General features: G+C 67.5%; 11 protein-coding genes. 4 read left to right on the forward strand and 7 right to left on the reverse strand.

What is annotated here, in order from left to right:
• On the reverse strand, nucleotides 1–1085 hold a 1085-nt coding region (locus tag BGN98_RS09560; RefSeq protein ID WP_288121120.1), incomplete at its 3' end, for an IS256 family transposase.
• A gap of 17 nt (nucleotides 1086–1102) precedes the next feature.
• Between BGN98_RS09560 and BGN98_RS09565 the strand changes: the two genes are divergently transcribed.
• The 4 genes from BGN98_RS09565 (at nucleotide 1103) to BGN98_RS09580 (ending at nucleotide 3885) form a co-directional block, all read left to right on the forward strand.
• A complete protein-coding gene (locus tag BGN98_RS09565) occupies nucleotides 1103–1237 on the forward strand; it encodes a hypothetical protein (protein ID WP_288121122.1) in 135 nt (44 codons plus the stop codon).
• A 781-nt stretch (nucleotides 1238–2018) separates the two neighbouring features.
• Entirely contained in the window at nucleotides 2019–2312 is a 294-nt protein-coding gene (locus BGN98_RS09570) for a glutaredoxin (RefSeq protein ID WP_288121124.1), read from the forward strand.
• On the forward strand, nucleotides 2312–3286 hold the full coding sequence (locus tag BGN98_RS09575) for a cytochrome c biogenesis CcdA family protein (protein ID WP_288121126.1): 975 nt from the start codon (nucleotides 2312–2314) through the stop codon (nucleotides 3284–3286). The genes BGN98_RS09570 and BGN98_RS09575 overlap by 1 nt, the downstream gene beginning before the upstream one ends.
• Nucleotides 3283–3885 carry a peroxiredoxin family protein gene (locus BGN98_RS09580; protein WP_288121128.1) on the forward strand — a complete coding sequence of 201 codons (603 nt, stop codon included), beginning with the start codon at nucleotides 3283–3285 and terminating at the stop codon, nucleotides 3883–3885. The genes BGN98_RS09575 and BGN98_RS09580 overlap by 4 nt, the downstream gene beginning before the upstream one ends.
• Nucleotides 3886–3963: 78 nt before the next feature.
• On the opposite strand, the gene BGN98_RS09585 is transcribed toward BGN98_RS09580, so the two are convergent.
• The 6 genes from BGN98_RS09585 to BGN98_RS09610 all read right to left on the reverse strand — a co-directional run.
• Nucleotides 3964–4275 (reverse strand): thioredoxin family protein, encoded by a 312-nt coding sequence (locus BGN98_RS09585; protein ID WP_288121130.1) that lies wholly within the window; start codon nucleotides 4273–4275, stop codon nucleotides 3964–3966.
• Nucleotides 4276–4493: 218 nt separating this feature from the next.
• Nucleotides 4494–4733 (reverse strand): DUF2933 domain-containing protein, encoded by a 240-nt coding sequence (locus BGN98_RS09590; protein WP_005049609.1) that lies wholly within the window; start codon nucleotides 4731–4733, stop codon nucleotides 4494–4496.
• Nucleotides 4730–4975 carry a hypothetical protein gene (locus tag BGN98_RS09595; RefSeq protein ID WP_288121132.1) on the reverse strand — a complete coding sequence of 82 codons (246 nt, stop codon included), beginning with the start codon at nucleotides 4973–4975 and terminating at the stop codon, nucleotides 4730–4732. The genes BGN98_RS09590 and BGN98_RS09595 overlap by 4 nt, the downstream gene beginning before the upstream one ends.
• 92 nt (nucleotides 4976–5067) lie before the next feature.
• Entirely contained in the window at nucleotides 5068–6210 is a 1143-nt protein-coding gene (locus BGN98_RS09600; protein ID WP_288121134.1) for a sensor histidine kinase, read from the reverse strand.
• Complete coding sequence (locus BGN98_RS09605; RefSeq protein ID WP_288121136.1) at nucleotides 6207–6917, reverse strand: response regulator; 711 nt, start codon at nucleotides 6915–6917, stop codon at nucleotides 6207–6209. Before BGN98_RS09605 ends, BGN98_RS09600 begins: the two co-directional genes overlap by 4 nt.
• Nucleotides 6918–7098: 181 nt before the next feature.
• Nucleotides 7099–7857: multicopper oxidase family protein (locus BGN98_RS09610; RefSeq protein WP_288121138.1), on the reverse strand; the 759-nt coding region annotated here is incomplete at its 5' end.

A 7857-nucleotide genomic window follows, 5' to 3' on the forward strand; every position in this document is an offset into this window, starting at 1 on the left:
AGCAGCGCGGCGGGGTTCGGGAACGTTCCGACGACGTCGGTGCGGCGTTTGATCTCCTTGTTGACCCGCTCGAGGGGGTTCGTGGACCAGATCTGACGCCAGTGCTGCTGCGGGAACCCGCAGAACGCAAGAATGTCGTTCTGCGCATCTTCGAGCATGCTGGCGATCTTCGGGTGCGAGCGGGTGAGCATGCGGACGACTTCGTGGAACTGGGCGAAGACGTGCTCGGTGTCGGGTTGCGCGAAGATCGTGCGGACGATCGACGCGACCATCGGGCCGGCCGCCTTCGGGACGTTGGAGAGCACATTCCGCATGAAATGGACCCGGCATCGCTGCCAGGCGGAGCCTTGGAAGACGGTGTCGATCGCGGCGATCAGGCCGGTGTGAGCGTCGCTGATCACGAGCTTCACGCCGTCCAGCCCGCGCGCCTTCAACGACCGGAGGAACGTGGTCCAAAACGGTTGCGATTCGGTGTCTCCGACCTCGAAGCCGAGGACCTCCCGGCGCCCATCGGCGGCAACCCCGATCGCGACGACCACAGCTTGGGAGACGACCCGCCGGCCGACCCTCGCTTTGCAATAGGTCGCGTCGAGGAACACATACGGGTAGGTGGTGTCCGCGAGGGGCCGGTCGCGGAACGCGGCAACATCCTCGTCGAGGTTCGCGCAGATCCGTGACACCTCCGACTTCGAGATCCCGGTGTCCGCGCCGAGCGCTTTCACCAGATCATCGACCTTCCGGGTGCTGACCCCGTGAACATAGGCCTCCATCACCACCGCGAACAACGCCTGATCGACCCGGCGGCGCCGCTCGAGCAGCGACGGGAAGAACGACCCCGCCCGGAGCTTCGGGATCCGCAGCTCGAGATCCCCCGCCGTGGTCGTGAGGGTCCGGGGACGCGTCCCGTTTCGTTGCGTCGTGCGGGCAGGGGTGCGTTCGAACGGGGCGGCGCCGATGAACGCGGCCGCTTCCGCATCGATCAACTCCTGATAGAGCGTCTCCGTCGCGACACGGATCCGGTCAGTGACATCGGTGAGTTTCAGTTCCCCGAGAAGCTCGAGGAGGGCAGACTGGTCTAGAGCCATCGTGCGTATGTCTTTCTGTGAGTGACTTTGATCGGTTCTCACTGACCATCGCACGATGGCTCACCAACGTCTACGACGAAGACAACCCGGCCAAGAACTACACCACCCCAGGGGACGTCACCGCTCAAAGTGGCGGTGACGGTGGGATTTGAACTCATCGACCGGGCGTCCGCTCAGTCCGCTCAAGCAGCGTTCGCCGCGTCATTCCGCGGTTCGACGACCGGTGCGGCGATGGTCATGTCCGTTCACCGCCACTCAACTCTTCCCAATTCCTTCCCACGTCGCGTTGGCCACCTGGTCGTCCAATTAGTAGCCGTGACAGGCCCCGATCGTGGCTGTCGTGCTGATTGGAAGATCAAAGGCTAGGCAGTGCAACCGGACGACTGAAAATCGTGAGGTCACGGGATCGACGCCCGTCGGAGCCACTGAGACCCTCGGGAGGCTTCTACTCCCGGGGGTTTCTTCAATTCCCAGGTCCTGGCCCATTTCGCCGTAAACCCACCGAACCACAACACACGTGTCATGTCCTGCCCAACGGTGGATTTGCTCGCGTGTAGCGCCGTCTGTGCCGGGAGTGTGCCGGGAACTCGACGAAATACCTGACGAGGTCGACGCCGCTTGAGTCGGTCGCCATGCCCAGCGTGGCTCCCCCGCGAGAGCCGACCCACCAGGCCGACCAGTGGATCGCGTGTTCTGCGCGGTCGCGGGCGTGGGCCGGCATAAGCCGTGGGATTCGAGGCCATCATGCACGGCTTCGGTAGCAGGAGAAAGGGGTTGCTTGCCACGTCATTCCGTGGATCGGCCGATCTGCGTCAAGTGTTGCCGCGGCTCGGCACTCCGCTCGGGTGCGGCTGCACACAGCGGTTAGCCTCCTTGATCGAATCTTGATCGAACCCCAATGGAATCCCTACGCGCGCCAGTGAGGCTGAGGGGGTGAATGATCGACCCCCCGTGATCCCCACCAGCCGTCCGCAAGTCGTGCTGGTTGCCTCCGCCGCATGCGGACACTGCGCTGACGCGGAACTCGTGCTCGAGAAGGCCCGCGCTTCGGGTCTTGTCGATCTCGAGATCGTCGACGCCGAATCAGCGCGGGGATCTGCGCTTGTCGCTCGGCATCGGCCGGCGATGTTCCCGCTGATCCTGCTCGAGGGTGAGTTCTTCAGCGCTGGACGGCTGCCGCGCGGCCCTCTCTCGCGCGTGCTCGGTGTGGCGCGAGCTCGCGTCTGATGGGTAGCGAACTCCTCGCGACCGGGTCGATCCTCGCCGCTTTTCTCGCTGGTGGCGTCGCGTTGTTCGCGCCCTGCTGCATCGTCTTCCTCGCCCCCAGCTACCTCGCCGCCGCCGTGAAGAACCGACGGTGGAAGCTGCTGCCGCTGACCTTCGTCTTCGCCGCCGGACTCGCGGCTGTTCTCGTCCCGATCACCGTGGGCGCCAACCTGATCGCAGGCGCCATCGCCCGCTACCACGCGGTCCTCTACTGGGCCGGCGGGCTTCTGATGATCGCGCTGGCGATCCTGGCCCTGTCCGGCCGGATGTGGTCCATGCCCGGGATGCTGCGAGCCCCCAGCGCGGGGAGGAGCGACACGGCGACCTTCTTCAGCCTCGGCGTGTTCTCCGGGATCGCGTCGAGCTGCTGCGCGCCTGTTCTCGCGGGGGTGATGACCCTGTCTGCGCTGTCCGGCTCACCGGCGGGTGGCACGGTGCTCGGGCTGGCATACGTGTTCGGCATGGTGCTGCCTTTGTTCCTCATGGCGCTGCTGTGGGACAAGCTCCCTAAGGGCGGGCAGTCGTGGCTGCGCGCCAAGCCGGTGCGCCTGCGGGTGGGGCGCCGGATACTCGCGACGAACACCGTGAACCTGCTCGTCGCGGCCGGCTTCGTTGCGATGGGCGTCGCAGTGATCCTGCAGGCCGGCGCGACCGATATGACCGGCGGCGGGTCGCAGTCAGGGGTCGCCGCGTGGCTGACCGATCTGTTCGCGTTCGTCCTGCAGTGGACGGCACCCATCCCGGACCCCGTTCTGGGCGCCGCCCTGATCGGGCTGGTCGGCATCTTCGTGCTGGCGACACTCCGCGATCGTGGCCACGACACGCCCCTCGACCCACCCGACGGAGGCGACTCGCCCGACACCACGGGACGCGCTGTCGATGCACCGGACTCCGTCGCTGAACCCACACCCCGACCCACGGAGAGCACCCCATGAACCGCAAGACCCGCGAAACGGTCAGCGCCCCCGCCCGCACCAGCCGGCAGAGCCCCCGCTCACGGACACGGATCTGGGTGACCGCCTCGGCTGTGACCGTCGGCGCAGTCCTGGTCGGGTACGGGATCTACTCCGCCATCCCCGAGGCGGCCCCGGTCGATGTGGAGGCCGCCGCAGACTTCACGCTGCCCGCAACCGATGGGAGCACCGTCAGCCTGAGCGATCTTCGCGGAGAGACGGTGGTGCTCTACTTCAACGAGGGCGCAGGATGCGGTTCCTGCACCGCGCAGATGGCCGCCATCGAGAAGAACCCGGGCTTCGCCGAAAAGGACATCACCGTCCTCCCCATCGTGATGAACCCGGCCGCGCAGATCCAGGCAGACATGGACGCGTTCGGCGTCACAACCCCGTACCTGCTCGACGACGGGACCGTGTCGCAGGCCTACGACGTCCTCGGCAAAGGCATGCATGCCGGCCTTCCCGGTCACGGGTTCGTGCTCATCGACGCCGAGGGGAACGAGCGCTGGCGCGGCGACTACCCCTCGATGTGGCTGGACCCCGAGGAGCTCCTCCACGAAGTACAGGAAGCGCTGGGATAGACCCCTGCGCGACCGCGACACCCACCGAGACCCGCGAGCCGATGGCCGGGCTCTGGCGACGAGGCCCCCGTGCGCGAGTCACCGTGCGCGAGACGCGATCGCGTCTATGAGCTGCTCGGTGGTCGGCAGCCCGGCGAGCCCCGTCGGGGTCGCGTAGACCCGGCACGCGACGTCCGAGGCTGGTTCCCCGCCAGGGAAGAGGTCCGCGCCGTCGAGAAGGATCGTCGGCGATCCGGCGAACCGCAGGCGGGCGGCTTCCTCTCCGGTCGTGACGACTCGGAGCCGGATGGGGGTGTCGCCGAAGTCCGTCGCACGGAGGGCCTCCTCGAGTCGACGGCGCGTGTCGACCCAGCTCGGACAGTCGTCGATGTGCAGGAGCTCGATGTCCATGAGTCCATTCTCCGCCGGGATTCTCGTCACTGCAGCGCCGGTACCTCGCTGCGGCGGGGCAGAGGGCGTTGCCGGGTCCCCCCAGTCTGCTCCCCCGGGCTGGCAGCGAGGGAAGAGCGCCGCGGACAGTAAGGCACCCTCACCCCCGCCGTTCATCGGCGAAGGTGAGGGTGCGGGTCAAACGGGCCCCACCGATTGGGCGGGGTGCCTCAGCCGGATCAGGGAAGGCGCTCGTGGTTGTCGCGTGACGGGGCATGCTGGTCGTGCGCCGAAGTCGACGGCTCTCCGTGGCCGTGCGTGCCGTGCCTGTTCATGAAGTACATCATGGCGATCATGCTGAGCGGGCAGGCGAGCAGCAGGGCAAACGGCAGCGCCTGGGCGAGATCGACGCCGAACGCAACTAGGCCGACGAGGATGATCGTCGCGGCGCCGGCGAGGAGAATGAGGTGCTTTTTCATCGTGTTCCTTCGTGGTTGACGGGCGCCGAATCGTTCATGGCGGCCCGGATGGACTGGTAGGTGGGAAGGTCGATGTCGCCGCTGGCCAGACGTGCGTCCAGCAAGGACTTCGCGTCGCTCGGTGTCGGCGGGGCGGGGAAGATACGTTGCACCGCCCAGACGACGACTCCGATGACGATCCCCCACCCGGCGACCATGGCGATCCAGCCGACGACATCCATCTGCCCGCACCACACGCTCACGACCGCCTCTTCTCTTCACCGGCGGGGTTGCCGGTGATGTCCTTCCAGACTGGGCGGCGCAGATCAAGGACGCGCTGTGGCCTGATGAAGAATCACTGAAGGTGCGCGCCACGCGGGGCGCGCACCCCATCGAAGGGCAGCTCGATGAGAAATTCTGCGCCGTGGCCCGGACCGGCGCTGTGTGCGGCGATCGTCCCGCCGTGCGCGTGCACGAGGGCGCGGGTGACACTGAGGCCGATCCCCGACCCTCCGTGTGCGCGGTCCCTGGCAGCGTCCACCCGATAGAACCGTTCGAACAGGTGCGGCAGGTGTGCCTGGTCGATGCCTTCCCCGTCATCGGCGACGACGAAGCGCACCCCGCTCGGGGTGGGCGCGGCGCTGAGGCGGACGGTGCCGCCAGCAGGGGTGTGTCGCAACGCGTTGTCGAGGAGATTCGCGAAGACCTGCCCGAGCCGGTCGGGGTCCACGGGCAGGTCCGGCAGGTGCGGCGCATCGACGACGAGGGTCACGCCGGCGGCGGCGTAGGCGCCGCCGGCGGCTGCCGCCGCCGCGGAGAGGATCGCCCCGGGTGCGAGGGGTCGCCGGTGCAGGTGCAGGCTACCGCTGTCGGCACGGCTGACGGCGGTGAGGTCCGCGGAGAGCCGGGTGAGACGGGACGCCTGTGCCCGCAACACCGCGGTGATCGCGGGGGTGAGCTGCTGCACGTCGTCGTCCAGCGCGTCCAGGGTGGCCGCTATGGTGGCGACCGGCGTGCGCAGCTCGTGGGCCACGTCCGCCGTCAGCCGCCGGCGCAGTTGCTCGTCTCGGTCGAGGCGATCGGCCATGGCGTTGAAAGCGAGTGCGAGCTGGTCGAACTCGGCACCGACCCCGGGCGCGGCGACACGGGTATCGAGTCGGCCCGTGGCGAGGCGAGTGGATGCCTCGGCCATCGTGCGCAACGACGCGCCGATGCGGCGGGCGAGGAAGATACTCGCGGCGACGGACGTCACCGTGGCGGAGCCCAGAGCGATGGTCGTGGCGAGCGTGCTCGCAGACCGGAAGGCCTCCTCCGCGTGGCCGATAGCGTCTTGGGAGGTTCCCCCCGACTCGGCGACGTGTTGGACGAAAAGCGCCGGGCCGACGAGAGCAGCAACAAGGAACGCGGTAAGACCCCCCGCGACCACAACCAAGGTCATCGCGATGACAAGGCGCACGGCGATCCCGCGCACCGCAGGCACACCGGCACGGCTGGTCATCGTCCGGGCCCCATCCGATATCCCACCCCGCGGACCGTCCGGACGTAGTTCTGCTCGGCGGCCGTGTCGCCGAGCTTCTGCCGGATGTGCAGAACATGCACATCCACGAGGTGGTCATCGCCGACCCATTGCCCACCCCACACCGCGTTGATGAGCGCCTGGCGGGTGAACACCTGTCCCGGGTTCAACGCCAACGCCGCCAGAACGTCGAACTCGATGCGCGTCAGCGGCACCGGGCGGCCCTTCAATGACACTTCGCGTCCTCGAACGTCGATCGCCAACGCGCCGAACGAAACGAGCGGGGCGGACTCTTCGGCAGCCGCGGCGCGCGGGCGCCGCATCATGACCCCGATGCGGGCGACCAGCTCGCGCGGGCTGAACGGTTTCGTCATGTAGTCGTCCGCTCCCACCGACAACCCGATCAGCATGTCGACCTCGTCGACTCGGGCCGTGAGCATGAGGATGTAGCAGTCCGAGAAGGTGCGTATGCTCCGGCAGACCTCCACCCCGTCCAGGCCGGGCAAGCCCAGATCCAACACCACGACGGCAGGATCCCGCTCGCGCGCCAAGCGCACCGCCGAAGGCCCATCGGCCGCCGACGCGACCTCGAACCCCTCGCGCTCCAGATATCCGGCGAGCACGTCCGCGAGCGCCTCTTCATCGTCGACGACGAGCGCGCGGCGCCGATCTGGCAAGTGGCTGCTCATGACTGTGTACCCTTTCGCGACACGACCGGGATCGAAGTCGCCGCGATCGGAAGTGAAGGAGGCATCGCCGCAGTGGCGTGCCGCCACTCCCGCGCCCTCGTGATGCTCCTGGTCGGCGGAGGACCCATGCGTGAACGGCCCTCGAGCAGCACTGCACCCTCCGGGACTCGCCGGCCCGGGATCATGATCGGTAGCCGAACACAGTGGTCATGCCAGACTCGGCGTGGTAAATGTTATGGCAGTGAGCGATCCACAAGCCGGGGTTGTCGGCGTCGAACTCGACGGTGAGTGTGCGCCCGGGCAGGATGGTCGAGGTGTCCTTGCGGGGTCCGCCGCCCTCATGCTGGTAGGTGTGGCCGTGCAGGTGGAACGGATGCCACATCTTGGTGTCGTTCCGGATCCGTAGCTGAACCCGTTCCCCCTTGCTGATGGCGTGCACGTCCCGCAAAGGGTCGGTCATGTCGAATTGGCGCCCGTCGATTCCCCAGTCGTAGGCCGCCATCCCGCCCGTCAGTGTGAGGTCGATCAGCCGGTCTGGGGTGGTCCGGCTCAGGGCAACCTCGGCGGCGGCGGTCAGATTCTGCGCTGTCCCCACCTGACGGCTATCCAGTTCCGAAACCTCGACGTCGCTCATCGGCGCGGTGCCGCTACCAGTGCGGACCAACGCGAACGCGCGGTCTCGTTTTCCTTCAGCTTCTGCCACGACCGGGAAGACCCCGTCGCCGAGTGTTACCTGCACGTCGTAACGTTCGCCCATCCCGAGCAGGATGCTGTCGACCTCCACCGGCTCGACAGGGAATCCATCAGTGTGCGTAATCGTCAGCGCGTGACCACCCATCGCGAACCGGAACGCGGTGTCGCTGCCCGCATTGATGAGGCGGATGCGTACCACGTTGCCGGCGGTTCCAGTGAACTGGGCAGGGTCGGCGGGGGGTTTCCC

The organism is Microbacterium sp. 69-7 (assembly GCF_001897985.1).
Lineage (GTDB): Bacteria > Actinomycetota > Actinomycetes > Actinomycetales > Microbacteriaceae > Microbacterium > Microbacterium laevaniformans.